The sequence below is a fragment of the Acinetobacter beijerinckii CIP 110307 genome, from assembly GCF_000369005.1.
Classification (GTDB): Bacteria; Pseudomonadota; Gammaproteobacteria; order Pseudomonadales; family Moraxellaceae; genus Acinetobacter; species Acinetobacter beijerinckii.
Map to the genome: position 1 here is coordinate 135648 of NZ_KB849765.1, position 24757 is coordinate 160404.

30 protein-coding genes are annotated in these 24757 nt (G+C 39.2%); 18 read left to right on the top strand and 12 right to left on the bottom strand.

The window, feature by feature from the left end:
• The first annotated feature begins 28 nt into the window (after nucleotides 1-28).
• From F933_RS06150 to F933_RS06165, 4 genes are all read left to right on the top strand, one after another.
• A complete protein-coding gene (locus F933_RS06150) occupies nucleotides 29-859 on the top strand; it encodes an SIR2 family NAD-dependent protein deacylase (protein ID WP_005059537.1) in 831 nt (276 codons plus the stop codon).
• Nucleotides 860-968: 109 nt separating this feature from the next.
• Nucleotides 969-2306 carry a MacA family efflux pump subunit gene (locus F933_RS06155; protein ID WP_005059539.1) on the top strand — a complete coding sequence of 446 codons (1338 nt, stop codon included), beginning with the start codon at nucleotides 969-971 and terminating at the stop codon, nucleotides 2304-2306.
• Nucleotide 2307: 1 nt separating this feature from the next.
• Entirely contained in the window at nucleotides 2308-4299 is a 1992-nt protein-coding gene (locus F933_RS06160; RefSeq protein WP_005059540.1) for a MacB family efflux pump subunit, read from the top strand.
• A 138-nt stretch (nucleotides 4300-4437) separates the two neighbouring features.
• Nucleotides 4438-5838, top strand: coding sequence for an efflux transporter outer membrane subunit (locus F933_RS06165; protein ID WP_005059542.1), 1401 nt, complete (start codon nucleotides 4438-4440; stop codon nucleotides 5836-5838).
• A gap of 24 nt (nucleotides 5839-5862) precedes the next feature.
• Here F933_RS06165 and F933_RS06170 read toward each other — a convergent pair whose 3' ends face one another.
• The gene (locus F933_RS06170; RefSeq protein ID WP_005059544.1) at nucleotides 5863-6279 is read right to left on the bottom strand and encodes a hypothetical protein; all 417 of its coding nucleotides are present in this window, start codon (nucleotides 6277-6279) and stop codon (nucleotides 5863-5865) included.
• A gap of 363 nt (nucleotides 6280-6642) precedes the next feature.
• On the opposite strand from F933_RS06170, the gene F933_RS06175 reads away from it, so the two are divergent.
• Nucleotides 6643-7026, top strand: coding sequence for a hypothetical protein (locus F933_RS06175; protein WP_155757853.1), 384 nt, complete (start codon nucleotides 6643-6645; stop codon nucleotides 7024-7026).
• Nucleotides 7027-7033: 7 nt separating this feature from the next.
• Nucleotides 7034-7486, top strand: a complete 453-nt coding sequence (locus F933_RS06180) for a hypothetical protein (protein WP_005059546.1) — start codon at nucleotides 7034-7036, stop codon at nucleotides 7484-7486.
• Between the two features lie 173 nt (nucleotides 7487-7659).
• Here the strand turns inward: F933_RS06180 and F933_RS06185 are convergent, their stop codons facing one another.
• The 3 genes from F933_RS06185 to orn form a co-directional block, all read right to left on the bottom strand.
• Nucleotides 7660-8463, bottom strand: coding sequence for an enoyl-ACP reductase FabI (locus F933_RS06185; protein ID WP_005059548.1), 804 nt, complete (start codon nucleotides 8461-8463; stop codon nucleotides 7660-7662).
• 138 nt (nucleotides 8464-8601) lie between these two features.
• Nucleotides 8602-9336 carry a Bax inhibitor-1/YccA family protein gene (locus F933_RS06190; RefSeq protein ID WP_005059550.1) on the bottom strand — a complete coding sequence of 245 codons (735 nt, stop codon included), beginning with the start codon at nucleotides 9334-9336 and terminating at the stop codon, nucleotides 8602-8604.
• Nucleotides 9337-9468: 132 nt separating this feature from the next.
• Nucleotides 9469-10023 carry an oligoribonuclease gene (gene orn, locus F933_RS06195; protein ID WP_034710901.1) on the bottom strand — a complete coding sequence of 185 codons (555 nt, stop codon included), beginning with the start codon at nucleotides 10021-10023 and terminating at the stop codon, nucleotides 9469-9471.
• A 124-nt stretch (nucleotides 10024-10147) separates the two neighbouring features.
• Here orn and rsgA point away from each other — a divergent pair, with 124 nt between their 5' ends.
• The 4 genes from rsgA to secB all read left to right on the top strand — a co-directional run bounded on the left by rsgA (nucleotide 10148) and on the right by secB (nucleotide 12476).
• Nucleotides 10148-11206: a ribosome small subunit-dependent GTPase A gene (gene rsgA / locus F933_RS06200; protein ID WP_005059554.1), complete on the top strand. Its 1059-nt coding sequence runs from the start codon at nucleotides 10148-10150 to the stop codon at nucleotides 11204-11206.
• Nucleotides 11207-11300: 94 nt separating this feature from the next.
• Nucleotides 11301-11717 carry a rhodanese-like domain-containing protein gene (locus F933_RS06205; protein ID WP_005051446.1) on the top strand — a complete coding sequence of 139 codons (417 nt, stop codon included), beginning with the start codon at nucleotides 11301-11303 and terminating at the stop codon, nucleotides 11715-11717.
• 12 nt (nucleotides 11718-11729) lie between these two features.
• Nucleotides 11730-11990: a glutaredoxin 3 gene (gene grxC, locus F933_RS06210; RefSeq protein ID WP_005051444.1), complete on the top strand. Its 261-nt coding sequence runs from the start codon at nucleotides 11730-11732 to the stop codon at nucleotides 11988-11990.
• A 27-nt stretch (nucleotides 11991-12017) separates the two neighbouring features.
• Nucleotides 12018-12476, top strand: coding sequence for a protein-export chaperone SecB (secB, locus tag F933_RS06215; protein WP_005051442.1), 459 nt, complete (start codon nucleotides 12018-12020; stop codon nucleotides 12474-12476).
• Between the two features lie 58 nt (nucleotides 12477-12534).
• Here secB and F933_RS06220 read toward each other — a convergent pair whose 3' ends face one another.
• From F933_RS06220 to F933_RS06240, 5 genes are all read right to left on the bottom strand, one after another.
• A complete protein-coding gene (locus tag F933_RS06220; RefSeq protein ID WP_005059557.1) occupies nucleotides 12535-13143 on the bottom strand; it encodes an alpha-ketoglutarate-dependent dioxygenase AlkB family protein in 609 nt (202 codons plus the stop codon).
• Complete coding sequence (locus F933_RS06225) at nucleotides 13130-13375, bottom strand: Ada metal-binding domain-containing protein (protein ID WP_005059560.1); 246 nt, start codon at nucleotides 13373-13375, stop codon at nucleotides 13130-13132. The genes F933_RS06220 and F933_RS06225 overlap by 14 nt, the downstream gene beginning before the upstream one ends.
• Before the next feature lie 4 nt (nucleotides 13376-13379).
• Nucleotides 13380-14117, bottom strand: coding sequence for a 2OG-Fe(II) oxygenase (locus tag F933_RS06230; RefSeq protein ID WP_005059562.1), 738 nt, complete (start codon nucleotides 14115-14117; stop codon nucleotides 13380-13382).
• Entirely contained in the window at nucleotides 14104-14946 is an 843-nt protein-coding gene (locus F933_RS06235; RefSeq protein ID WP_005059564.1) for a methylated-DNA--[protein]-cysteine S-methyltransferase, read from the bottom strand. The genes F933_RS06230 and F933_RS06235 overlap by 14 nt, the downstream gene beginning before the upstream one ends.
• A gap of 212 nt (nucleotides 14947-15158) precedes the next feature.
• Nucleotides 15159-15536, bottom strand: coding sequence for a cytochrome b562 (locus tag F933_RS06240; protein ID WP_005059565.1), 378 nt, complete (start codon nucleotides 15534-15536; stop codon nucleotides 15159-15161).
• A gap of 297 nt (nucleotides 15537-15833) precedes the next feature.
• On the opposite strand from F933_RS06240, the gene F933_RS06245 reads away from it, so the two are divergent.
• Nucleotides 15834-16325: a DUF4184 family protein gene (locus tag F933_RS06245; RefSeq protein ID WP_005059567.1), complete on the top strand. Its 492-nt coding sequence runs from the start codon at nucleotides 15834-15836 to the stop codon at nucleotides 16323-16325.
• A gap of 16 nt (nucleotides 16326-16341) precedes the next feature.
• Here the strand turns inward: F933_RS06245 and coaBC are convergent, their stop codons facing one another.
• Complete coding sequence (gene coaBC / locus F933_RS06250; protein WP_005059569.1) at nucleotides 16342-17598, bottom strand: bifunctional phosphopantothenoylcysteine decarboxylase/phosphopantothenate--cysteine ligase CoaBC; 1257 nt, start codon at nucleotides 17596-17598, stop codon at nucleotides 16342-16344.
• A gap of 110 nt (nucleotides 17599-17708) precedes the next feature.
• Here coaBC and radC point away from each other — a divergent pair, with 110 nt between their 5' ends.
• Complete coding sequence (gene radC / locus F933_RS06255) at nucleotides 17709-18449, top strand: RadC family protein (protein WP_005059570.1); 741 nt, start codon at nucleotides 17709-17711, stop codon at nucleotides 18447-18449.
• Nucleotides 18450-18487: 38 nt separating this feature from the next.
• Nucleotides 18488-19399, top strand: a complete 912-nt coding sequence (locus F933_RS06260) for a bestrophin family protein (RefSeq protein ID WP_005059571.1) — start codon at nucleotides 18488-18490, stop codon at nucleotides 19397-19399.
• Between the two features lie 171 nt (nucleotides 19400-19570).
• Here the strand turns inward: F933_RS06260 and F933_RS06265 are convergent, their stop codons facing one another.
• Entirely contained in the window at nucleotides 19571-20422 is an 852-nt protein-coding gene (locus F933_RS06265; protein ID WP_005059574.1) for a PHP domain-containing protein, read from the bottom strand.
• A 45-nt stretch (nucleotides 20423-20467) separates the two neighbouring features.
• Between F933_RS06265 and F933_RS06270 the strand changes: the two genes are divergently transcribed.
• From F933_RS06270 to mnmC, 4 genes are read left to right on the top strand one after another with little or no spacing between them, the layout of a single operon-like run.
• Nucleotides 20468-21079, top strand: a complete 612-nt coding sequence (locus F933_RS06270; protein WP_005059577.1) for a septation protein IspZ — start codon at nucleotides 20468-20470, stop codon at nucleotides 21077-21079.
• Between the two features lie 25 nt (nucleotides 21080-21104).
• On the top strand, nucleotides 21105-21407 hold the full coding sequence (locus F933_RS06275; RefSeq protein WP_005059579.1) for a YciI family protein: 303 nt from the start codon (nucleotides 21105-21107) through the stop codon (nucleotides 21405-21407).
• Between the two features lie 3 nt (nucleotides 21408-21410).
• The gene (locus F933_RS06280; RefSeq protein WP_005059581.1) at nucleotides 21411-21854 is read left to right on the top strand and encodes an SH3 domain-containing protein; all 444 of its coding nucleotides are present in this window, start codon (nucleotides 21411-21413) and stop codon (nucleotides 21852-21854) included.
• Nucleotides 21855-21871: 17 nt separating this feature from the next.
• A complete protein-coding gene (gene mnmC, locus F933_RS06285) occupies nucleotides 21872-23770 on the top strand; it encodes a bifunctional tRNA (5-methylaminomethyl-2-thiouridine)(34)-methyltransferase MnmC2/FAD-dependent 5-carboxymethylaminomethyl-2-thiouridine(34) oxidoreductase MnmC1 (RefSeq protein ID WP_005059583.1) in 1899 nt (632 codons plus the stop codon).
• A gap of 79 nt (nucleotides 23771-23849) precedes the next feature.
• On the opposite strand, the gene F933_RS06290 is transcribed toward mnmC, so the two are convergent.
• Nucleotides 23850-24164, bottom strand: a complete 315-nt coding sequence (locus F933_RS06290; RefSeq protein ID WP_005051405.1) for a rhodanese-like domain-containing protein — start codon at nucleotides 24162-24164, stop codon at nucleotides 23850-23852.
• 90 nt (nucleotides 24165-24254) lie between these two features.
• Here F933_RS06290 and F933_RS06295 point away from each other — a divergent pair, with 90 nt between their 5' ends.
• Nucleotides 24255-24743 carry a YajQ family cyclic di-GMP-binding protein gene (locus F933_RS06295; protein WP_005051404.1) on the top strand — a complete coding sequence of 163 codons (489 nt, stop codon included), beginning with the start codon at nucleotides 24255-24257 and terminating at the stop codon, nucleotides 24741-24743.
• The last annotated feature ends 14 nt before the right edge of the window (nucleotides 24744-24757 follow it).

A 24757-nucleotide genomic window follows, 5' to 3' on the forward strand; every position in this document is an offset into this window, starting at 1 on the left:
CTAAGGCTAAACATAAAAACGATGCCCTATGTCCTTTCATTTAACCCAAAATCAAATTGAGCAGATCAAATCCATTTTCAAAGATGCTGATAGCCTATTGATTAGTGCTGGTGCAGGTATGGGGGTTGATTCAGGCTTGCCTGATTTTCGCGGCAATCAAGGCATGTGGCAAGCTTACCCTGAACTAGGTAAACAACGAATTGATTTTACTGAAATTGCCAACCCGAATGCTTTTAAACAGCATCCTGCTTTGGCTTGGGGATTTTACGGACATCGTCTAAAACTTTATCGCCAAACAATGCCGCATCAAGGTTTTTATTTACTTAAACAACTCTCAGAACAACTGGCATTACCTTATTTTGTATTTACTTCAAATGTGGATGGACAATTTCAAAAATCAGGCTTCGATCCTGATCGAATTTATGAATGCCATGGTTCAATCCATCATCTGCAATGTCTGAAAACCTGTACACCAAACATTTGGTCTGCTGAAGAATTACAACCTAAAATTGATACGCAACAATCCAAGTGGCTAGGACAACAACCTCAATGTCCGAATTGTGGCGGGTTAGCGCGACCAAATATTTTAATGTTCAATGATATGACATGGTTAAGTCAGCAGCATGATCAGCAAGCAAAACGCTTACAAGCCTTTTTAGAGCAGCATCATCACCCTATCGTTATTGAAATCGGTGCAGGTACAGCTATTCCGACAGTACGTTATTTCAGTGAACGATTCGCACCGTATTTGATCCGAATCAATCCAAGAGAATATGGATTACCGAAGCAAAGTGGCGTCGCTTTGGCAACTCAAGCTCAAGTAGGAATACAAAGTATTTATCAGATTTTTATCGATTAACCCATTCACAAAATAGCAAACAATCCGCATTCTAGATAAAAAATATTCACGCTTTATCCTTATTTCACTTCTATACTAGGCTCAGTTTCTTCATTTTTGACCTGTCGCCATGCAAAAAAAAACGTCTAAAAAAATTCAGCCTCGCAAAATAATTATGATCGCTATCGGAGTACTGATTATTGCAGTACTTGGATGGATGTTTTTTAAACCTAAAGTAGAAACACCGCAATATATCAGTGCCGAAGTTTCTCGTGGTGATATCGAAAACTCAGTATTGGCAACGGGTGTGCTTGAAGCGACTAAAATGGTCAGTGTCGGTGCTCAGGTTTCTGGTCAAGTCAAAAAAATGTATGTGCAATTAGGCGATCAAGTTAAGCAAGGTCAATTGATCGCGCAAATTGATTCCATTCGTCAAGAGAATGATTTAAAAACGGCGGAAGCCAACATTAAAAATCAACAAGCACAACTTGCAGTACAGCAAGCAAATTTGGCGAAAGTAGAAGCTGAATATAAACGCCAACAAGCGATGTTTAGCCAAGATGCGACCTCACGAGCAGAACTTGAAACAGCTTTAGCAAACTATAAAACTGCACAAGCTCAAATCAATGCAATCAATGCGCAAATTGAGCAATCACGTTTAACACTTGCAACAGCAAAAGAAGATTTAGGCTATACCCGTATTGTTGCACCCATGAACGGTACAATTGTGGCGATTGTAACGGAAGAAGGTCAAACAGTTAACGCGAATCAAACTGCTCCGACAATCGTTAAGTTAGCAACCTTAGATACCATGACCATTAAAGCTCAAATTTCTGAAGCTGATGTCATGAAAGTTGAAAAAGGACAAACCGTTTATTTCACAACTTTAGGCAATAGTGAGAAAAAGCATTACGCAACTTTACGCCAAGTTGAACCAGCACCTGAATCGATCAATACTGAAAATTCATCAACCAACTCATCATCATCTTCAACTGCGATTTACTACAACGCTTTATTCGACGTACCGAATGAAGATGGCAAACTGCGTATTGATATGACTGCACAAGTTTATATTGTCCTAGCAGAAGCTAAAAATGCACTAACGATTCCTTCGGCAGCGATTCAAACCCAACGTGGGAATCGTAAAGAGCGTCCAAGCAATGCGAATAAGTCAACTGAACAATCAAAAACGAACGATGCTAATAATGCAGAACGACCAAAACGTCTAGACCTAAATGAGCAAGACAAAGCACTGATTGCACAAGGTAAGGCATCAACAGGTATGGTTCGTGTATTACAGGCCGATGGTACTGCACAGCCTCAACCTGTATTGATTGGCTTAAACAACCGAGTGACTGCACAAGTGCTTAAAGGTTTAAAACAAGGCGATCAAGTGGTGATTGCTGATGCATCAGATAGTTCGAATGAATCTGCAAAACGAAGTAATCAACGTGCGATGAGAATGTAATATGACTCAAGATCAAAGACACTCATCACAACCATTACTTGAGGTCACAGACCTCACCCGTGAATTTCCTGCGGGTGAAGGAACAGTACAAATCCTCAAAGGAATTAACTTAAAGATTTATGCAGGTGAACTGGTTGCCATTGTTGGGCAGTCAGGCTCTGGTAAATCAACCTTAATGAATATTTTAGGTTGTTTAGATAAACCTACCGCTGGTAGCTATTTGGTCAGTGGTCGTGAAACGCGCCAACTGGAACCTGATGAACTGGCGCAATTACGTCGCGAATATTTTGGCTTTATTTTCCAACGCTATCATTTACTGGGTGATTTAAGTGCCTCAGGTAATGTGGAAGTTCCTGCAATTTATGCAGGTGTAGAGAGCAGCCGTCGCCAAGAACGCTCTGCCGAATTGCTATCAGAATTGGGACTTGAAGAACGTTTACACCATCGACCAAGCCAACTCTCAGGTGGTCAGCAACAACGTGTTTCTATCGCTCGTGCTTTGATGAATGGCGGTGATGTCATTTTAGCCGATGAACCAACAGGCGCATTGGATAAAAATAGTGGTGTTGAAGTCATGCGTATTTTGCGTGAGCTGAATGCCAAAGGTCACACTATCATTCTAGTTACCCATGATCTTAATGTCGCTAAAAACGCAACACGCATCATTGAGATTAGTGATGGTAATATTATTTCAGACCGTGAAAACATCCCTGAGAATAATGATGCAACTCTAGAACATCAAACCCTACAACGCACAACTCAAAAGAAAACCTCGGCTTGGCGATCTTTCTTTGATCGTCTTGGTGAAGCATTTCGTATGGCATTGCTTGCCATGAATGCGCATCGAATGCGTACCTTTTTGACTATGCTTGGCATTATCATCGGGATTGCATCAGTTGTATCTGTTGTTGCACTTGGTAATGGTTCGCAGAAACAAATCTTAGAGAATATTAGTAGTTTGGGTACGAATACCATCACGGTTTATCAAGGTCGAGGATTTGGTGATAATTCAAGGGCATCACAGACCAAAACCTTAGTTCCTGCTGATGCAGATGCGCTCGCAGAACAACCTTATGTCGATGGTGTCAGCCCATCGGTCAATACCAATTTGACGTTACGATATAAAGAAACTGAGGCTTCAGCCACCATCAACGGTGTCAGTAATGATTTCTTCTATGTCCGAGGCATGACGTTTAAATCAGGGCAACCCTTTGATAAAGAAAGCGTGACTCAACGTACTCAAGACGTAGTGATTGATACCAATACGGAAAAAACCTTCTTCGCAGATGGGACTAATCCAGTTGGACAAGTGTTGTTGTTAGGCAGTGTTCCAAGCCGAATTATTGGTGTGATTGATGCGCAACAAGGCTTTATGGGAAGCTCAGACAGTTTAAATGTCTACCTTCCCTATTCCACAGTCATGAGCCGTATGTTAGGTCAATCCAATGTTCGAAGCATTATTGTGCGTATTAAGGATACCTATCCAAGCAGCGCGGCTGAGAATGCAATTTTAACTTTGCTTGAACAACGTCATGGTGCGCAAGATGTGTTTACCCAAAACTCAGACAGTATTCGTGAAACCATTCAACAGACTACGGCAACCATGACGCTATTGATCTCAGCAATCGCGGTAATTTCGCTGGTTGTTGGCGGTATTGGCGTGATGAATATTATGCTGGTATCGGTGACTGAACGTACCCAAGAAATTGGTGTTCGTATGGCAGTAGGTGCTCGACAAAGTGATATTTTGCAGCAATTCCTGATCGAAGCCATTTTGGTCTGTTTACTCGGTGGTGTACTGGGTGTGTTGCTTTCATTGGGTATTGGACAGATTATTGGGCACTTTGCCAAAGGCATTATTGAAATGAGTTATTCAACCACATCCATTGTTGCTGCCTTTGTCTGCTCAAGCTTAATCGGTATTGTATTTGGCTTCTTACCTGCAAGAAATGCAGCTCAGCTCGATCCTGTAGCGGCTTTAGCGAGAGAATAAAATCTCCTCTAGCCCCTCTTTAAAAAAGAGGAGAAGCTCCCTTTAAATGGGACTTGTGTAGCAAAGCTACTTAGGTGAGATTTCAAGAATAGATCAAGACAATCATGCTATTTCAAATTATTAAAGGAATGACAAACAATGTTATTCATACAACATAAAATCGCACTTGCACTATGTCTCAGCACATCATTAGCGGGTTGTTCGGCTGTAGTCAAAACACCTTACAATGCACCCGTCGTACAAGTACCACAGCAGTTCCAATACGATGCACAAAAAAATAAAAATGTGAATCTAACCGATCAATGGTGGACGCTATTTAATGATGCTCAGCTCAATCAATTGGTTGACCAAGTTCTAGCTAAAAATAATGATTTAATTGTTGCGGGTATCACGTTAAAACAAGCACGCTTACAAGCGGGTTTGGCTGAGAACCAACAAGGCATACGCACCAATTCGAGTGTTTCAACTGGCTATAATTATGATCTACGCTCAGGTGACGGATCGGATCGTGGTTTATCAACCAGTGTTGGTGTGAGCTATGAGCTCGACTTATTTGGTAAGCTCGCCAATCAAACTGAAGCAAGTCGTTGGGAAGCTTTAGCAAGTGCGCAAGATTTACAAGCTACTGCTCAAAGCTTAGTTGCAACAACAGCGAAACTGTACTGGCAATTGGGCTATTTAAATGAACGCTACCAAACTATTCAGCAGAACCTAGCATCTACTCAAAAAATTTATTCTTTGGTGCAATCACAGTATAAAGCCGGCGCGGTTTCAGGTTTAGATTTAACCCAAGCTGAACAATCAGTTCAAAGCCAAAAAGCCAGTCTGAGCCAAATTGAGCAACAACGAGTCGAAGCACGTACTGCCATTGCGGTATTGCTACATCAACCTATTCAGCAATTGAATATTCAAGAGCCAAAACAGCTACCACGAAATGCTTTACCGAATATCGCTGTGGGTTTACCTGCGGATATTTTATCGCGTCGCCCAGACTTACAAGCTTCAGAATTGCGCCTACGCAAAACTTTAGCCACTAAAGATGCAACTAAAGCAAGTTACTACCCATCGATTAATCTTACCGGTAGTTTAGGTTCTTCGAGTACCTCACTCACTCAATTATTGAAGAATCCTGCTTTGACATTGGGGGCGAGCCTAAGCCTGCCTTTTCTGCAATATAATGATATGAAAAAGAATATTGAAATCAGTGATCTTGAATATGAGAAAGCGATTACACAGTATCGTCAAACTTTATATCAAGCCTTTGCAGATGTTGAAAATGCTTTGTCAAATCGAACGCAACTGAATCAACAAGTTCAGTTACAGCAACGTAATGTCGAGTTAGCAGATAAAACCGAACGTTTAACTGAAGTGCGTTATCGTAATGGTGCGATTGCATTAAAGAATTTACTGGATGCACAGGAAACCACACGTAATGCACGACTCAACTTAGTTGAAACCAAGCAGAATCAATACAATGCCTATGTAACATTAATGCAAGCACTTGGCGGAAGTCCTGTGAAAGAACTGCCAAAACAATAGCTCTTGCGCTATTGTTTTGCGCACTTATTCTTTCACTAGATCTGGATTATTCTGGATCTGTTGAATACGTTTAATCTTGTCCTGATCATCAAAAACAACTTCATACGAAAGTTTCTGACCATTGAAATACATCTCAGTTGGAGAGCCAATCACTTCCCATAGACCAATGGTGGCAATATCTGCAGTCGTGTGCCATAGCGTACGGCTGATTCTAGCTGCTTTTGAATACCCTTGCTGGAAAGTATAAATCTCTTTACGTTCTCCATTTACGGTTTCGGAAGTGATAGGTGCGCCCAATTCAGGAATCACATAATTTCGATGTTTCCCCACTTCTAAAACAGCCATATTCTTTTTATGCGGTTGGTTACTTGCCATCACTGCGGCACAACCTTGAAGTGAAAGAAGAGTAACTAATCCTAAAACAACAGCTATTTTCTTCACGTTTTAATCTATCCTGAAATCTAAAATAATATGTTTATCGATATTTCCTTAAAATTTTCGATTAAACAAAAACCTGCTTTAATTAGCATATAAAGGACTGAATTACAAATGATTAATTATATTGATCAGTAAATTTCTCATCACCAAATTAAGCATTAGATCGAAGACTTAAAGAATGCTATTTCACATCGTTTTATATTGACGCAAATACTGCTGTTTTATATGCTGATCAAAATATAATTACATTGGATAGATACAAACTTGGTTATATCGCATGTCCATTTTGGTTATGCAGAAAATTTGCCGTATAACTATAGTCAGCTGTATGCACTAGAAACGAATGAGTACTTAAATGGAGAATATGTGAAAACGGATCAAGAGTTGGAGCAAGATGGGTTTACTTCATCTGGACTAACAAGATATCAAGAAACAGTTAAAGCATATGCTGACACTTTGCATAAAAAAGCTGTCACTTTTGGGGAGGCCGATAAGGCCCCTGATTTACCGCTAGAAGTGACTCATGATCATGTTCGAGCAGCAACCCACCTTATTTCGAATTCCTTTGGTAAAGACAAAGCTTCTCCTTGGTGGGTAGTTAGTCAAGTTTCAGAATACCTGCTTACAGCAACTAGTGCTTTTGCTCTTGGTAATACCGCGAAAGCATGGGGTACGCCTGTATTTGTAATTTCTGCAGTAGTTGCCGGGATTCTAATTGCGGTCCGCCTGTCAAATACCAAGTCGAAGTGAGGAAAAAATGAAGATTATTTATACAGAATCGGCAATGGAAGAGCTTGAGAGATTTCAAAAACAAAGAAAAGATGAGTTAGAATTATTTCTTAAGAATAAAAAGTATATTTTTGGTGACGATATAGTTGAGATTACTGCATCAGATATAAGAGAAGCGGATAAATTTTTTAAAGTTGTAGAGTTTTCCAAAACTAAACTACCATTAACTAATATGCTATTAAAAGCTTACTTAATAGGTGGCTTTGCAATGGTAATTTTAGGGCTTTTCTATCCTACTATTATGCAAATGCTTGATCGTAACCCGACACAGCTTGCGCTCGTTATAGGTGGCTTAACTTTATCTTTGGTATCTTTTTTCGGAAGTTATTACTTGCGATTTCGTGAAGAAAGACATATAGAGCTCGAAAACCGCTATAAAAATTTCGAGTCAAAACTAAGTACAGAAGATAAAGACAAGTAACTAATGGCTGCTACGGACTCAAAACAGTCAGCACATTTTCCGCCCGCTTCTCGACGTTAAAGTCGCCGACTGTTTTGGCCACAAAGCCATGCATTATGATTTGAAGGCTCTACAATTTTGAAGAATAAAGCCGCTATATAAGCGGCTTTATCATATGCTTTTGAATAAAAGAATTATTCATCATCCATCATTGACTGGCTCATACCAACAGTATTAAAACCGCCATCAACATACATGATTTCACCCGTAATACCTGAAGCCCACGGTGAGCAAAGGAACAATGCAGCATTGCCCACTTCTTCAATCGTCACATTACGTTGTAATGGAGCGATCTTTTCATTGGCATCTAACATTTTACGGAATGATTTAATCCCAGAAGCAGCCAAAGTGCGGATTGGACCCGCAGAGATCGCATTCACACGGATCCCCTCTTTACCTAAGCTTAATGCTAAATAACGAACACCCGCTTCCAAAGATGCTTTTGCCATACCCATCACGTTATAGTTTGGCATCACACGCTCAGAACCTTGATAAGTCAAAGTCAATAAACAACCTTGGCGTACTTGTAACAATGGTTTAGCAGCACGCGCCATCGCAACAAAACTATATGCGCTAATGTCATGTGCAATTTTAAAACCGTCACGATCAGTCACATCAGTAAAATCACCATCAAGCGTATGTGCTGGCGCAAAACCAATTGAATGCACAACACCATCCAAGCCATCCCAATGTTTTGCTAGCTCAATAAAGGTATTGTCAATTTCTTGGTCAATCGCAACATCACAAGGAAAAACCAAAGTTGAACCAAACTGAGCTGCAAAATCATCAACACGCTTTTTCAGCTTTTCATTTGGATAAGTAAACGCTAATTCTGCACCTTCACGGTGTAAAGCCGATGCGATACCAAAAGCAATTGATAATTTACTTGCTATACCGGCAATTAAAAAACGCTTACCAGCTAAAAGTCCTTGTGACATCTTATTCTCACTCGAAAAATTTTCACCACATCATGCCAATATTCCGTCTGTTGCGGAATTGCATAATCCACCTTTTTTACAATCTTGCATAAAAAAATCGCCTGATGACAGGCGATTTAAAGTTCAACTTACTCGAATTTAGTCATCGCCTTGAATTAAGCTCAATAAGCGCAAGAACGAATAGTACATCCAAACCAGTGTTGCAAGTAATGCAATCGCACACACCCATTCAAAGGCTTTTGGCGCACCTTGTGCTGTTGCATTCTCAATTAAATCAAAATCTAAAATCAGATTCAGTGATGCAATCACAGCCACAAATGCAGCAAATGCAATCCCCAACCAATTGCTTTCAAAAATATAAGGAATACTTGAACTGAAAGCCAAACTTAAAACAATTTGCACGACAAAAACTAAAGCAATCGCAATCGATGCCGAAATAACAACAGCTTTAAACTTCTCAGTGGCACGAATCACCTGAAATTTGTACAGTGCAAATAAAACCAACGTCGTAACAAAGGTAGCAAGTAACGCTTGTAACGGTACGCCAGGAAATTTCAGTTGGAAGATAAAAGAAACTCCACCTAGAAATGCACCCTCAAATAAAGCATAAGGAATCGCTAAAGCAGGTGCAGTATTTGATTTAAACGTAGTGATTAATGCAAGGATCAAGCCCCCAACTGCGCCCACAATTGTTGCAGCATAAGCAATTGAAATATTTGCAGTGATCACACAATAAAGAAAAAGTGCCATGCCCAATACCGCAGCAATGACAGTCAATAAAACTGACTTTTGAATTGCACCCTGAATCGTCATGGGTTCAGCTAAATCACTATAGGTTTCAACTCGAGTTAAAATTGGATTATTACTTTGCATATATGCTCTCTTTTTATAGTTAACAATCAAAAGCTGAGTTTAAGTTATTTTTTAATCAAGCCCAATATTTTTTTACATTCATTAAAAAAGGAGCTTGTTTCAAGCTCCTTTAATATCTATCAAGTATGACGTTTAATCATTCATGATAAAAAAGTATTGACGATAATATTTCAATTCAGCAATCGAATCACGAATGTCATCCATTGCCAAATGTGAAGCATTTTTCTTTAAACCACTCATAATTTCAGGTCTCCAACGTTTAGCCAACTCTTTGACTGAAGATACATCTAAATTACGATAATGGAAAAATTGTTCAAGCTCAGGCATTAAGCGATGCAAGAAACGGCGGTCTTGGCAAATCGAGTTACCGCACATTGGTGAAGATTTTGGATTCACCCATTTTTTTAAGAATTCGAGTGTTTGCTGTTCAGCATCTTGAGCCGTTAATTTACTACGGCGTACACGTTCAATCAGACCTGATTGACCGTGTTGCTTAGTATTCCACTCATCCATTGCATTTAAAATAACATCAGATTGATGTACTGCCAGCACAGGACCTTCAGCTAATATATTGAGATTATCATCTGTAATAATTGTTGCGATTTCAATAATCTTGTCGTTATCGGTATCGAGACCTGTCATTTCAAGGTCGATCCAAATTAATCGTGTATCTGGGGTGCTGCTCATAGATGGCAATTCTAAAGTGCTTAAAAACATCAATAGTAGCAAATTTATTACATCTTGGCTGTAATTCTATAGCGGCTTCATGCTATTTTTGCGATCTTAAACCTGTGGATTTTTTGGGACATGAATGGCTTTAATTCGTAAGCGTCGTTTAACTGAGCAACAGCAGCGTCGTATTGAGAAACAGCATAAATCTCGTCAAGACGACATTGACACATCACAAGATTTAGATGGACTGGTTGTTCAGCATTATGGTCGTCAACTCGAAGTACAAGCCTTATCTATACCTGATCAGCATCCTGAAAAACCCCAAGTGGCCGAAGGCGAACCTGAACCATTCTGGAAACCAATTGAGATCGATAGTATTTGGCGTTGCCATACGCGGACAAACTTAGAGTTATTGGTGACGGGTGATCGCGTCAAATGGCAAGCAGATCCGAATACAGGTTTAGGTATTATTACCGCGATCTACCCAAGACAGTCACTATTGACTCGTCCAGACCGCTATCACAAAGTAAAACCAGTGGCGGCAAACATTAGTTTGATCGTGATTGTTTTTGCACCATTGCCAGAACCAGCCCCGACATTAATTGATCGTTATTTAGTGGCTTGTGCGGATGCCAATATTCCTGCTTTGTTGGTGTTGAACAAATCAGACTTGCTCACTGAAAATGATCCAATTTTAACCTTACTGAGTGAATACGAGTCGCTCGGTTATGAAACGCTCATTTGTCATTCACAAGGCGACTTATCGGCGCTTTCAGATCGTTTGGATAATGAAACTGTTGCCTTCGTTGGGCAATCAGGTGTTGGTAAAAGCTCATTGATCAATACCATTGTTCCTGATGCAGCACAGAAAACCAATATCATTTCAGAGAATTCTGCACTGGGTCAGCACACCACCACTTCTACTCGTTTGATTAAATTTGGAACAAACGGTGCGTTAATCGACTCTCCTGGAATTCGTGAATTTGGACTGTGGCATCTGAGTTTAGAGAAGGTACGTACAGGTTTTCCAGACATCGAAGCACATTTAGGGCTGTGCCAGTTCCGTAATTGCACCCACACGCATGAGAAAAATTGTGCATTGAAACAAGCGGTTGATGCTGGTGAAATTTTAGCGCGACGTTTAGATAGTTATCTGCGCTTACTGGATGAAATTCAGGAAGCGCAGCAAAAAAGTTAATTTTCTTGGTCTTTTGCCCTTGAACTAACATTTTTGATCACCATTGAGATAAGTTATACTCAGGATCAATTTTGATTTTAACTTTAGGTGACTTGTGGAACGCTGGTTAGAGTTTATGGGGAATCACCCCTTCTTATTTGGTGCGCTCGGCGTGTTAATCGTGTTGTTCTTTGTTTTAGAAGGACAACGCAACGGTCGTAAAATTTCACCACAATCTCTAGGTATTTTGGTCAAGGCAAAAAATGCCATCTTGATCGATTTACGTGATGCAAAAGATTTCCGTGATGGACACATCAGCGGTAGTCGCAACATTCCATACAGCCAAATCACAAGTCATGTAGATGAATTAAAAGCAAGTGATCGTCCATTGGTATTTATTTGTAACTTAGGACAAGTTGCTGGTTCAGCATTACAAAAAATTGGTCATGCTGATAGTTATCGTTTAGATGGCGGTATCAGTAACTGGAAAGCTCAAGGCTTACCTCTAGTTAAAAGTAAAACCAAAGCTTAAGGAGAGATGAAAATGACAACTGAAAACGTCACAATCTATTCAACGCTTTCTTGCCCATATTGCGTACGTGCAAAACAATTACTTGAACGTAAAGGCGTTGCTTTCAAAGAAATTAATCTTTCCAATGAAGCGCCAGAAGTTCGTATTGCATTAATGCAACGTACCAATCATCGTACAGTGCCTCAAATTTTTATCAAAGACCAATTTATTGGTGGTTTTGACCAACTTTATGCTTTAGAGCGTGAAGGCAAACTCGATCAATTATTAGCTTAACAACACTCCAAGATTTAAGGAAAAACAATGAGCGAAGAACAAGTTCAACCACAACTCGCATTAGAACGTATTTATACTAAAGATATTTCTTTTGAAGTTCCGGGTGCGCAAGTATTTACTAAACAATGGCAGCCAGAGCTGAACATCAATTTATCTTCTGCTGCTGAGAAAATTGATCCAACTCATTATGAAGTGTCTTTAAAAGTTGTGGTTCAAGCGAACAACGAAAATGAAACTGCGTTCATCGTTGATGTAACTCAATCAGGTATTTTCTTGGTTGACGGCGTAGAAGAAGATCGTCTTCCTTACATCTTAGGCGCTTATTGCCCAAATATCTTGTTCCCATTCTTACGCGAAGCGGTAAATGATTTAGTAACTAAAGGTAGTTTCCCACAATTGTTACTTACACCGATCAACTTCGATGCTGAATTTGAAGCAAATATGCAACGCTTACAATCGGATGCTGATGCGCAAGGTCAAGCATAATCGATTTAAGATTGCTGTGAAAAGGACTGGTTACAGTCCTTTTTTATTACCTATTGATTTAAGTGACAATAGTTCGAAAGGTTAAATTAATTCGTGCTGTATTTATCTTCTTGGTTGGCGGTAAGCGGTGCAACCAGTAGCTTTGCGTCGTATCTTTCATGATCAATAAACTGCCATGCTCTAAATACAACTCAACTTTTTCTTTGGTCTGTTTATGTTTAAAAGCAAATTTACGCTCTGCTCCAAAGCTGAGTGAAGCAATTGCTCCATGCTTTTTCAGATCTGTTTCAGCATCACTATGCCAAGCCATACCCTCTTCACCGGTATGATAAAGATTGAGCAGACAAGAATTAAATGTTTCACCTGATAATCTTTCAACGATTGCTTTTAATTCAATCAATTCATCTGTCCACGGCAACGCATATTTATTGATATTGGAATAAGTATATTCAAAGCGTTGATCTCCATACCAAGCCACTTTGCGCTTAGTGATAATATTTCGACCAAAAATAATCGCCTGATCGTTTTCCCATTCGATACTGTAGAATAGCTTCTCAAAATAATGATCAGCCTCCAAATGTGAAATGATTTTCCCGTAATAATTTACCGTACCATCATAAGGTAACTGATTTTGCTTTGGGTCAGCATCAATATCAAATAATTGCATCTTTCCATTTCTTATAAGCAGTTTTCATACAGTGCCCACAAGGTCGATATCCTTGGGTTATGGCTTCGTGCTCATTTGTAAAAAATACACGATTTATTTTCAGCATGCGCTTGCCCGCGTTGCAAGTCAACGTACCATAAATTTTAAGCTTACGATTTCCAGCAAAAACAATATCTCCATTTTTTAACTTTGCCTTTAAATCGATTTGTGTGAGATCAATATGTTGCCACATCAAATTAATTCACCGCATCATGGAAAATAATCCCTAAGCTATGCCGTTCACCTTGCAAAATAGGGCTGACCCCATGTTTCATATTCACTCGATGATAGCCTCTACTTCCCCTTTCAGGTTTAAATTGAGTAGTAAAAATCAATAGATCACCTTGATTGGGTTGTAACACCATTACCTTAGACTGTGCCCGTGGATTTTGCTGCGTCATCACAAATTCACCGCCTTTAAAATTAATATCTGGTTGATCCAAAACAATCACCAATTGCATAGGAAAGTAAATTTCACCATAAATATCTTGGTGCAAAGTATTAAAACCACCTTTCTGATATTTCAAAATTAAGGATGTTGCTTTGGTCTGTTGATGTTGCTGACACAGATTCAAAAATTCAACATATGTATTTGGAAATGAATTGCCTAATCCCAAAACCTTGAACCAAGCGTTTGCCACTGGCACTAGTCTTGGATAAACCTCATTACGTATCTGTTCAATCAAGTTTGGTAAGGGATAATTAAAATATTTATATTCGCCTAAACCAAATCGATAACGCTGCATATTTACAGTTTTTCGATATAAATCTGCTTGGCAATAAGCAGCTTTCAGCTCTCCACATTGTCGCTCTGAGAGAACTTGTTCAATCATGGCGTAGCCATGTTGATGTAATTGCTCACTGATTTGATTCCAATCCGCATTTTGAATACGGTCCGTCATACACTCCATTTGTGAACATTCAACTTGAGACATAAGTTTGCACCCCCTCCCAACCAATGAGCGCGGTTTTACGAGTGATACCCCACTCATAGCCCCCTAATGCTCCCGTTGATTGAATCACACGATGACATGGAATTAAAAAGGCAATTGGATTACTGCCTATTGCTGTTCCGACAGCACGGGCAGCTTTAGGGTGATCAATCGCTTTTGCTAATTGTCCATAGGTTGAAAGATGCCCCATTGGAATTTTAAGCAGACTTTGCCAAACTTTTAATTGAAACTCAGTGCCTTTTAAATGCAATTTGATTTCATTTAAAGGAATTTGACCTTGTTGAAATAAACTTAAAGCTCTTTCTTGAAATAAGTCACTCTGCTCATTAAAAGTAGCTTTCGGAAATTGTGATTTTAACTGTGCCAAAGCATCGATTCGATTTTCTATAAATGTCAGTGCACAAATCCCCTTACCAGTAGAAGCAATCAACACCTCACCAAATAGCGTCTCAGAAAACTGATAAGAAATGATCAGTGTTTCACCACCATTTTTATATTCTGCTGGTGTCATTCCTTCAATTTGAATAAAGAGATCATGTAAGCGACTGGTACTTGAAAGCCCTGTTGCAAATGTTGCATCAAAAATACTACTCGAATCCTGTTTCAGAATCTTTTTTGCATATTCAATACTCATAAACTGCAAAAACTTTTTAGGACTCGTTCCAGCCCATTCAGTAAACAAACGTTGGAAATGCGCTGGGCTTAAATGGACAAAAGCCGCTATTTCTTCTAACTGTGGCTGTCGTTTAAAATTTTGCTGAATATAGCCAATTGCCTGTGCAATGCGCTCATAGTTTTGCTGAGAGGACATATCATCACCTCTGATCATTTATAAACTCACTGTAACAACTTCAGATTGATGTAAAAATCCGAATCATGCTCAGTTTTATTTTAGATTGAATCCCGTGCTCACAGAAAAAAGCTGCATCTATTCGATACAGCTTTTATAACGCTTAGATTCGCTTGAGATGACTTTAGCCAGTAATAAAATCCTTCATAGCAATAATTTATAAATACTGATGTTTAGTGTGAGTAGTATTTATGCCCTTGATCACGCAACTCAGCAATTTTCTTTCCTTGTTTTTTTGCCTCATCAAGCTTACCTGCTTGTACGAGCAATTTAGCTTTATCAATTTCAACAATAATTTGATCAAATAAACCCGTTGAAGTTGATACTTTTTCAGTCGTATTTGGCGCTAATTTATATTGTCTTGAATGGGTTGCCGCAGCACGCATATTATTTAAAGCAGTCGTCGCAGCTTGTGTGTTATCCGCTTGGTTAAATGCTTTGTAGTTTTTACCAAGCACTTTCATATCATCGGATAAGCCCGCAGCCATCACATGACTGGTAAATGCAAAAGAAGACAACATAATAACGGTGGCTAAAGTTTTTTTAATCATCAGAATATCCTATAAAAACTGTGGCTATGATTCGTACGCCATTAGCAGATAAATCGCCGCATGGCTCTAATTTATATACATGCTAAGTTGATTCAGCATACATAAAAAATGCAAAGCTTTGGTTGCATTTTGATAAATGAGTAACCGTAATTTGTCTTAATTTATAACGTTCAAGGCTGAGTATTGATATTTAATCATCTATAGCCTTGAATATCATAAAATCTACTGAAGATTAACCATGTCTTTTACTATTGCTTTATGATGTTGTTGAGGTTAATCAAAACAAGAAAAAACGCTATGCCAGTAACTCCCTTACATTTAGGAATAGGTGCTTGTTGTAAAGCTGTAGGACAGAAACGTTTTAGTTTTATGATTTTTGCAGGTACACAAGTTTTAATGGATATCGAACCATTGTTGGGTTTGATCTATGGCTGGCCCTACCTACATATATTCACACACAATCTTATTGGAGCAACGCTTATAGGAAGTCTAGCCTTTATTATAGGTAAACCAATAAGTCAGAGGGTATTACATACGGTTTTCAAATCTAGTGATTGGATGATTTCATGGAAAACTGCGGCCATCAGTGCTTATATCGGCAGTTATAGTCATATTTTCTTAGATGCTTTTATGCATCATGATGTCTATTTTTTCTATCCCTTGATCTTAAAAAATCCACTACAGGGTCTCGTACCCTATTCAATTATTTTTTATAGCTGTATTTTTAGTGCAGTTTTAGCTGGCTTATACTGGTTTTATCTGAATCAAAGAAAAAATAAAGGAGTGTAAAAACACTCCTTTATTTTTATAAGCGACGGCGCAAGGCATCCGCAATCGACTCAACCAATTGCTGAGAAATCTCTTGTTTAGATGCTTTTTCTAACTCGCGTTTTTCCATGTGGTAAGACTGAGCAAAAAATACAATCATTGCATTCTCATCTGAAGCAAAACCGATATCAGGACGAGATACGTCATTACACGCAATCATATCGAGTTTCTTAGCAACGAGTTTTCCTGCTGCATATTCTTCAACATTTTGCGTTTCAGCCGCAAAACCCACCATAAATGGGCGTTGCTGTTGTTGTGCAATTGTCGCAACGATGTCAGGATTTTTTACCAAGGAAACGGCTAACTCATCGCCTGCTTTTTTAATCTTATGCTCAGCAACTTGGGCAACGCGATAATCTGCAACAGCAGCTGTCGCAATAAAGATATCGCAGCCCTGTTCAAGCTGATTCATACTGACATTTAGCATTTGCATGGCTGATTTTACATTAATTCGATCTACACCATTTGGTGTATCTAAACTCACAGGTCCTGCGACCAATGTCACTTTGGCTCCTGCTGCATAACATGCTGCTGCTAAAGCAAAACCCATTTTTCCAGTACTGTGATTTGAAATATAACGTACAGGGTCAATTGCTTCACGCGTTGGACCCGCTGTAACCGTGACACGCTTACCCGCCAATAAACCAAATTTCTCGGCTATCGCACGTTGCGCTTTGTGAAAATAAGCAGCTACTTGGCGCGCAATTTCTTCTGGTTCAGGCATACGTCCTAAACCAACATCACCGCAAGCCTGTTCACCAGCATCAGGCATAATCACATGCACGCCATCTTCAACCAATGTTTGCAAATTTCGTTGCGTGGCTTTTGCCGCCCACATCTGTTGGTTCATCGCAGGTGCAACCCAAACAGGTGCTTTGGTGGCTAAATATAAAGTACTCAGTAAATCATCTGCCAACCCATTTGCAAATTTTGCTAGTGTGTCACAGCTTGCTGGCGCCACTAAGACCAGATCAGCCCAACGTGCCAACTCAATATGCCCCATGCCTGCTTCTGCTTCAGGATCAAGTAATTCAGTATGTACTGGATTTCCAGACAAGGCTTGAAAGGTTAAGGGGGTAATAAATGCTTGTGCACCATGGGTCATGACCACACGGACATCGAAACCAAAATCTTTTAAACGGCGTACCAAAATGGCACTTTTATAGGCAGCAATACCGCCTGTAACCGCTAATATAATGTTTTTATTTGGAATAACACTTAGATCAAAGCTCACAAACAGGATACCTTACTGTTGCAGTGGCGCTCACAATAGCATTAAATATCGTCATACCCAAGTAATGAGCTTGGAAAAATCACCATCATAAAAAAATTATGTGAATAAAAATGAATCAACCAATAAAACAATCCATCAAAGCATGGCCTGAACAAGAACGACCTAGAGAACGCTTATTAACTCAAGGTGCACAAAGTTTATCTGATGCAGAACTATTAGCGATTTTTCTCCGTTCAGGCTCCAAACAACATTCTGCTGTTGAGCTATCACGCATTCTCATTCAACATTTTGGTGGGCTAAATCCAATTTTTGATGCCTCATTAGAAGACTTATCTCAATTTAATGGCATCGCTTCTACTAAATATGCCCAACTGATGGCAGTCAAAGAGTTAGGTCGACGTTATTTGAATAATTATTTTCATCAACAACGACTATGCCTCGATCATTCTTCTCTGGTGCTTGATTATTTACGTTATGAACTACAAGGTGAAAAACAGGAAGTATTTGCAGTCCTCTGTTTAGATGCTGAACTCAGAAAATTACATTTCAAAAAACTCTTTTTCGGTTCACATCATTCCTGTGCTGTTTCATTAAATCAAACACTGAGATATGCCCTTCAGCATCAAGCTTGCCAAATTGTGGTTGCGCACAATCATCCCTATGGCGTTGCACAACCTTCAAATGAAGATATTTATCTCACTCAACAGCTGAAACAAGCGTGTAAATTAGTTGAAATCAGTTTAATTGATCATTTTATTATTTCACCTGAAGGCTATTTTTCCTTTTCTGAACAACAACTACTCAACCCCATTAAAACCAAGCAATCTAGTCTTGACAAAGCACAAATCTAACCTGAACATCGACAGATAAAATTAAAGATTCAAATAACATGATTGTTCGTGACCAGCCCAGTATTTTTAAAGTTTTATTTTCGTGGCGCGGGACGATTTTACCCAAAATTTTACCTTCACTTGGCTTTGTCATGCTGATCTCTGCGATTATCGGTGGAGTCGAATATGTCGGACTCTATCGTTTTCCAGAAATCCCTTTAGTTGGTTTCACTTTAATTGGTGTCGTACTGTCTATTTTCTTGGGGTTTAAAAATACGGCTTGTTACGATCGTTGGTGGGAAGCTCGAAAACTTTGGGGCGTTTTGATTGCTACATCTCGTCACTTTGATCGTGATTGTCGGGTACTATCACAATCTCGTCGTGAACGAGTGATTCAAAATGTAATTGTATTTGCCAATGTTTTACGAGATCGCTTACGTCATCAAACCGCGAATCCAACAGAGTTGACGGAAACAAGTGGTTTAAGCCAACAAGCATTGACTCAACTTTACCAGCAACATAATGCACCACAATACACTTTGAGCCTGATTCAATGGGAATTATTACAGGCAATGAAAGATGGTGAAATCTCCGACATTATTTATACACAAATGAATCGTCATGTTGCTGCTTTAAGTGAGATGCAAACAGGTTGTGATCGTATTGCCAACACACCTATTCCTTTTGCTTATTCTGTTTTGTTGAATCGTACAGTGTACTTTTTCTGTTTCATGCTACCGTTTAGCTTAGGCTCTTTATTGGGTTTAGTAACACCTCTTTTGGTGGGTATTTTGGCTTATACTTTTTTAGGATTAGATGCATTAAGTTCTGAAATCGAAGAACCTTTCGGTACACAAAGCAACGACCTCCCTTTAGATGCAATGGTGCGTTCAATTGAGATTGAATTACTCAGTACATTAGGAAAACCAACACCACCACCAATTCAAGCACAGGATCATAATTTATTGTAAATCATAATTTAAACTTGCAAAACTGAGCATACGCCATATATAGGTCATATGCTCTGTCCTAGAATTTATGATCAGATAGCCTAAAATTAACAAAACATCCTTTAAAATATTTCTCGATTAAAATATCTTCCCACGCTTTATTGAAAGAAATTAAAATATTTTAACGAAATATCATCGAAAGCGTTCCCAAATCCCTTTTTGACCTTCTTTCACTCGCGGGGTATTACCCAATTTAATCCATGGCATGTTGTCACCATGAAAATCACTACCAATCGAGACAGCCAAACCAAATTGCTCAATCATTCGATCCACCATTTGCCGAGTTGAAGCTGGCTCTATACTGGGCGGCAGCTCAACTGCATCACCGCCACATTCAGCAAAAAGTTCAATCAAATAACGGATATTCGTCGCTGATAAATCATATCGTGTCGGATGCGCTAAAACGGCGAAACCTTGGCTGGCATGAATCACATCGATGGTTTCTTTTAATCCAACCCCATCAAACTTAACAAATGCTTTTTTCCCCTCTTTTAGAAATCGATCAAAAGCTTGCTGAGGACGACTGACAATATTTTTTTCAACCAATGTTTTAGCAATATGAGTCCGAGTTACTCGATCTGCGTGACCATCCACTTGGGCGATTACATTTGGATAAATATCAAAATCGATACATTTCTCTAATAAGTGACAGATCAACTTTGCACGTTCTGCTCGTATTTTTTTCTGATTTTCAAGCATCGCTCTTATTGGAGATTCATCTTGCATATTTAGAGCGATAATATGTACACCATAACTTTTTTTAGTATTTGGTCTTGACCATTGACTAGAGATTTCCACCCCAGAAATGATTTTAACATCATGGTCTTGTGCATATTTATTTGCAGAAATCAACCCATCCATTGTGTCATGATCTGTCACAGCAAGCATATGTATTTTTAAGTCAACAGCAGCCTGTACCAGTTGCTCAGGAGAGAACGTACCGTCTGAAATGAGTGTATGTGTATGTAAATCGACACCGAACATGGTTTGTATTATGCTATCTGACCTATTTCATCATCGTACTGTAACATGAAAGCGTTGCTCGACTATCTTCCAATTATTATCTTCTTTTATTTCTATAAAACCACTGACCCCAAAGATAGTCACCACCCCTTATTGGAGCTTGTAGGAAGTGCAGGAAATACTGATCAAAATCATATTCTTGTTGCTACTTGTGCCTTACTTATTTCAACGCTCGTTGTTTATGGTTGCCTATTCTTTTTCCAAAAATTTAAATTGGAAAAAATGCAGTGGTTCATCGTTGTCATGTCGATTATTTTTGGTGGAATCACCCTCGTTTTCAGCGACGTGACTTACATCAAAATGAAAGCAGTGATTATCAATGTGGGAATTGGAATAGGTTTCTTGGTAACACCATTATTTAATAAAGAGCGTATGCCGATTATTAAAAAACTTTTAGGCTCTTTACTTGAACTGAGTCCTCAGGGTTGGATGCGTTTAAACTGGGCATGGTGTGGTCAATTCTTTTTACTTGCAGGCTTACATTTCTTCTTTGGCTTTGTCTTTATGCAAGGAAAATATTGGGGCGAATTCACGGCTTTTGGCGATATTATCGTTTCTATCAGTTACCTAGCTGCTATACTGTTCTTCTTAAGAAAGCATTTTAAAACCACTGACTAGAATTTTGATTTATTGAGCTGCTGCTATGCCCTATTTTGTGCTGACTTGTACTGATCGTGAAGGTACTTTGGAAAAACGTTTAGCGATTCGCCCACAACATATTGAACGATTACAGAAATTAGATGATGAAGGACGTTTAATTGCTGCGGGTGCTCATCCAGTTGATCCAAACAATCCTCAAGCAGGCTTTATCGGCAGTACAATCATTGTTGAATTCGATAGTCGTGAAGCACTCGATGCGTGGATTCAAGAGGAACCATTCTTGATCCAAGGGATTTATGCAAATATTGAAGTAAAACCGTTCAACAAAGCTTTTCCAAAAGGATAAGTCATGCACATTGTAGTTAAAAGCCTCTTTGCTTTATGTTTAATTAGTTCTACAGCATGGGCAGTTGAACCTACCACGCCAATCACAACGACGTCTCAAGCAGCAACACCACAACAAAAATTGACAACTGCTACGACTACAACAGTTAAGCCGTTAACCGCTGAACAAATCGCCAAAGCGAAACAACAGCAAGATGCGAAGGTAAAGGCGTTAGTGCAAGATCAAGCGAGCCGTTTAAAGCAACTCGAACGCGCCAACCTTGAAGCATTGTCTCAAAATCAAGAATTACAGTTAAAAAATGATAATTTAACTGTTCAAATTCAAGTATTACAAAGTGAGCGTAGCGCGCAAATGTTTTTATATGGCGCAATGACAATTGCTGTTGGTGTGATTCTTGGTTTTCTTATTGCCAGTTATATTCACACTAAACGTCGTCGCCAGTGGTAAAACACAAGCTTTAATTTATGCCTTACTCCTCAAAAATCCAAACAGCCGAATTAGACTGGGAATTTATCGATGGTATCGAGATTCCCATTTCTAAGCAGTTTGGTGATGTCTACTTTTCCAAAGATAACGGTCTACTCGAAACTCGTCACGTTTTTTTAAATGGAAATGATTTATCTGAGCGGCTGTCACAACTCAATGACTATCAATACTTTTGTGTTGGTGAGACAGGATTTGGTACAGGTTTAAATATTTTAACCCTGTGGCAACTTTGGCAACAGGTTCGGCCTAATAATCATAGTCATTTACATGTTGTTAGCGTTGAAAAATTCCCATTAAGCAGAACAGATCTCATTCGTGCACTCAATGTTTGGTCTGAACTAAAACCTCTATCTGATCAATTACTTGAACAATATCCTCTAGCGATCGCAGGCTGTCATCGTCTTAGCTTTCCTGACGAAAGATTCAGTATTGATTTATGGTTAGGTGATGCACAAGATATTTTTCCAAGTATCCCTAAAACACAAGCCGTTAATGCATGGTTTCTCGATGGTTTTGCGCCATCCTGTAATCCTGACATGTGGCAACAAAATGTCTTGAATCACATTGTGAAATTATCTGATTTTGGAACCACTTTCGCTTCATTTAGTGTTGCGGGTGTATTGAAACGTGGATTAAAACAACACGGTATTCAAATCAGTCGACCTCGTGGTTTCGGGCATAAACGTGAAATGCTGAAAGCCATTTGGTTAGATACCTCACCCACAACATATGACCTAGCTGATGCAGAACAAAATCATGTAAGGTCACAATCTGTCTTGAAACCAGTACAACGTCAAATTGCGATTATTGGCGCTGGAATCGCGGGTTTAAGCTCAGCATGGGCATTTGCTCAACGTGGTCATCAAGTAACGGTTTATGAGCAAAATGAGCCTCTCTCAGGCGCATCAGGTAATCCTCTAGCCTTACTTAACCCCAAGCTGTGTTCAATTGAACAGGCACACGAACATTTGATGACTTTGAGCTGGCAACATGCCTTGAATTTTTATTCAAGCTTTAAGGCTTTTCGCTCCATTCAAGTTCAGCAACTGGCATTAAAGAATGCAGAGGAATTGCTCGACTTAGTTGAACAATATCCTACAGCCGTTTTATCTGCTCAAGATCAGCAAGATACGACACCTGAAACGAGCTATCCAAGTTTAACGCTACGTCAAGCAGGTGCTGTTTCTCCGCAGCAACTACGTGATGAGATTTTGCAGCATCCAAATATCAAAATCGAAAGAGCAAAAATTTCACGTTTAAATAATGATGGAAATCAAACCGAGCTTTGGCAAGAACAACAACTCATCTCAACCGCAGATGATGTGATTGTCTGTTGCGCTAAGCAAAGCGCGGAACTATTTGAAAACTACCCTGTATTAAAACCAATTCGTGGACAAGTCAGCTGGGTTGAGAATCGCAAACAACCGTTAGCTTTGGACCAAGCATTTAGCTATGGCGGTTATTGCATGCAGCTTGACTCATCACATTTAATCCTAGGTGCTTCTTTTTATCCAAATCGAGAAGATACGGATCTATTAAAGGAAGATCATGTGCATAACTATGATCTTATCCACAGCGTCTTTCCTGAATATGCACAACAGCTTCCCTCGGTAGACTCATGGCAAGGAAGAGCATCGGTACGCGCTCAAAGCTTGGATTACTTTCCTTTAGTTGGAAAAATGCAAAATCATGAGCGAATTTATACCTTTGCAGGCTTAGGCTCTAAAGGTTTTTTATTTGCACCACTGTGCAGTGAGATTTTGGCCGCTTTGGTTTTAGGGGAACTTTGTCCAATTCCACAGCGTTTATTAGATAAACTGAATCCGCAACGTTTTCAAAAGAAAGTAAAAATTAAAAAGCCGTATTTTTCAGGTTAACTCATTATTTTCATCATTATGATTATTTTATTTTTTAATTTGCCAAAATACTGAGTATTTTGGCAAATTTTTGGGTCATTTAAGCACCTTGTTCTAAAGGCAAGCCAGCATCACGTGCTGCACGTGTGCCACCCATTAATACGACATATTCACGAGAACCATCGATACCGTCTAAAAGTTCTGCTGCTCGAGGTGCTTTACTTCCACCACCACATAAAATATAAATCGGCTGATCCGCTGCAACTTGAGTCAAACTATCCGCATTGATATCAGCAATAGGACGATTGATTGCCCCTTTGACATGAGCCTCTGCATACGCTTTGGTATCTCGGACATCCCAAATAACAGCATCCTTTGGGAACTCAAATGTTGTAATTTCTTGTTTACGGATCATTGTGCACTCCTTTGATGTAAACAACACTTGGCAAATGAAGAAAACCCCCTTAGCATCTCAGATATTCTTTCCCTTTGTAAAGGTCTAACCATGCCTTCTTTTGATATTGTTTCTGAATTAGAGTTATTTGAAGTCAATCATGCTGTACAAAATACAGAAAAAGAGATTGCAACTCGTTTTGACTTCCGCGGACAAGATGTTTCGATTGAGCTAAATGAAAAAAATAAAGAAATCAAGATCTCGACTGAAAGCGACTTCCAATGTGAACAAGTCTATTCAATGCTTGAAAATCATTTCTTTAAACGCAAAATTGATATTCAAGCCTTAGATCCACAAAAAGCAACGGCTTCGGGTAAAAATGTAGTGCAAGTGATCAAACTCAAAGACGGACTTGACTCTGATACCGCAAAAAAAATTAATAAAGCCATTAAAGAAAGTGGCATCAAAGCGCAATCTTCTATTCAAGGAGACAAAATCCGTGTCACGGATAAAAAGCGCGATACACTGCAACAAGTAATGAACTTTTTACGTGAACAGCAATTTGGTCTACCACTCCAATTTAATAACTTCAAAGACTAAGCAATAGGTTCACT

What these genes read in the sequence shown, in the direction of transcription:
- F933_RS06150 (WP_005059537.1), top strand. Translation starts at nt 29, where the DNA reads ATGTCCTTTCATTTAACCCAAAATCAAATTGAGCAGATCAAATCCATT.
- F933_RS06155 (WP_005059539.1), top strand. Translation starts at nt 969, where the DNA reads ATGCAAAAAAAAACGTCTAAAAAAATTCAGCCTCGCAAAATAATTATG.
- F933_RS06160 (WP_005059540.1), top strand. Translation starts at nt 2,308, where the DNA reads ATGACTCAAGATCAAAGACACTCATCACAACCATTACTTGAGGTCACA.
- F933_RS06165 (WP_005059542.1), top strand. Translation starts at nt 4,438, where the DNA reads ATGTTATTCATACAACATAAAATCGCACTTGCACTATGTCTCAGCACA.
- F933_RS06180 (WP_005059546.1), top strand. Translation starts at nt 7,034, where the DNA reads ATGAAGATTATTTATACAGAATCGGCAATGGAAGAGCTTGAGAGATTT.
- F933_RS06185 (WP_005059548.1), bottom strand. Translation starts at nt 8,463, where the DNA reads ATGTCACAAGGACTTTTAGCTGGTAAGCGTTTTTTAATTGCCGGTATA.
- F933_RS06190 (WP_005059550.1), bottom strand. Translation starts at nt 9,336, where the DNA reads ATGCAAAGTAATAATCCAATTTTAACTCGAGTTGAAACCTATAGTGAT.
- orn (WP_034710901.1), bottom strand. Translation starts at nt 10,023, where the DNA reads ATGAGCAGCACCCCAGATACACGATTAATTTGGATCGACCTTGAAATG.
- rsgA (WP_005059554.1), top strand. Translation starts at nt 10,148, where the DNA reads ATGGCTTTAATTCGTAAGCGTCGTTTAACTGAGCAACAGCAGCGTCGT.
- grxC (WP_005051444.1), top strand. Translation starts at nt 11,730, where the DNA reads ATGACAACTGAAAACGTCACAATCTATTCAACGCTTTCTTGCCCATAT.
- secB (WP_005051442.1), top strand. Translation starts at nt 12,018, where the DNA reads ATGAGCGAAGAACAAGTTCAACCACAACTCGCATTAGAACGTATTTAT.
- F933_RS06220 (WP_005059557.1), bottom strand. Translation starts at nt 13,143, where the DNA reads ATGCAATTATTTGATATTGATGCTGACCCAAAGCAAAATCAGTTACCT.
- F933_RS06225 (WP_005059560.1), bottom strand. Translation starts at nt 13,375, where the DNA reads ATGTGGCAACATATTGATCTCACACAAATCGATTTAAAGGCAAAGTTA.
- F933_RS06230 (WP_005059562.1), bottom strand. Translation starts at nt 14,117, where the DNA reads ATGTCTCAAGTTGAATGTTCACAAATGGAGTGTATGACGGACCGTATT.
- F933_RS06235 (WP_005059564.1), bottom strand. Translation starts at nt 14,946, where the DNA reads ATGTCCTCTCAGCAAAACTATGAGCGCATTGCACAGGCAATTGGCTAT.
- F933_RS06240 (WP_005059565.1), bottom strand. Translation starts at nt 15,536, where the DNA reads ATGATTAAAAAAACTTTAGCCACCGTTATTATGTTGTCTTCTTTTGCA.
- F933_RS06245 (WP_005059567.1), top strand. Translation starts at nt 15,834, where the DNA reads ATGCCAGTAACTCCCTTACATTTAGGAATAGGTGCTTGTTGTAAAGCT.
- radC (WP_005059570.1), top strand. Translation starts at nt 17,709, where the DNA reads ATGAATCAACCAATAAAACAATCCATCAAAGCATGGCCTGAACAAGAA.
- F933_RS06260 (WP_005059571.1), top strand. Translation starts at nt 18,488, where the DNA reads ATGATTGTTCGTGACCAGCCCAGTATTTTTAAAGTTTTATTTTCGTGG.
- F933_RS06265 (WP_005059574.1), bottom strand. Translation starts at nt 20,422, where the DNA reads ATGTTCGGTGTCGATTTACATACACATACACTCATTTCAGACGGTACG.
- F933_RS06270 (WP_005059577.1), top strand. Translation starts at nt 20,468, where the DNA reads ATGAAAGCGTTGCTCGACTATCTTCCAATTATTATCTTCTTTTATTTC.
- F933_RS06275 (WP_005059579.1), top strand. Translation starts at nt 21,105, where the DNA reads ATGCCCTATTTTGTGCTGACTTGTACTGATCGTGAAGGTACTTTGGAA.
- F933_RS06280 (WP_005059581.1), top strand. Translation starts at nt 21,411, where the DNA reads ATGCACATTGTAGTTAAAAGCCTCTTTGCTTTATGTTTAATTAGTTCT.
- mnmC (WP_005059583.1), top strand. Translation starts at nt 21,872, where the DNA reads ATGCCTTACTCCTCAAAAATCCAAACAGCCGAATTAGACTGGGAATTT.
- F933_RS06290 (WP_005051405.1), bottom strand. Translation starts at nt 24,164, where the DNA reads ATGATCCGTAAACAAGAAATTACAACATTTGAGTTCCCAAAGGATGCT.
- F933_RS06295 (WP_005051404.1), top strand. Translation starts at nt 24,255, where the DNA reads ATGCCTTCTTTTGATATTGTTTCTGAATTAGAGTTATTTGAAGTCAAT.